Origin of the sequence: Kosakonia sp. S57 (genome assembly GCF_016516575.1) — a bacterium.
In the GTDB taxonomy this organism is placed as follows: Bacteria; Pseudomonadota; Gammaproteobacteria; order Enterobacterales; family Enterobacteriaceae; genus Kosakonia; species Kosakonia cowanii.
This window is the reverse complement of record NZ_JACVUL010000054.1, coordinates 1-235: the sequence shown is the minus strand read 5'-3', so window position 1 is coordinate 235 and position 235 is coordinate 1. Positions and strand designations below refer to the sequence as shown.

At 49.4% G+C, this 235-nt stretch carries 1 tRNA gene; it reads right to left on the bottom strand.

The annotated features are described in order from the left end of the window. A tRNA-Lys gene (locus IAE48_RS23930) sits at positions 1–76 on the bottom strand. Between the last annotated feature and the right edge of the window lie 159 nt (positions 77–235).

Below are 235 nucleotides of genomic sequence, written 5' to 3'. Positions count from 1 at the left end.
TGGTGGGTCGTGCAGGATTCGAACCTGCGACCAATTGATTAAAAGTCAACTGCTCTACCAACTGAGCTAACGACCCTTTGCAGGGATTCTTCGAAGTGGTGTGTCGTGCAGGTGGATTCGGCTTTCGCTTCACCGTTGCTGACGCAACGTTATCCTTCACGTCTGACACCTTCACCAATTATCGAAATTGGTGGGTCGTGCAGGATTCGAACCTGCGACCAATTGATTAAAAGTC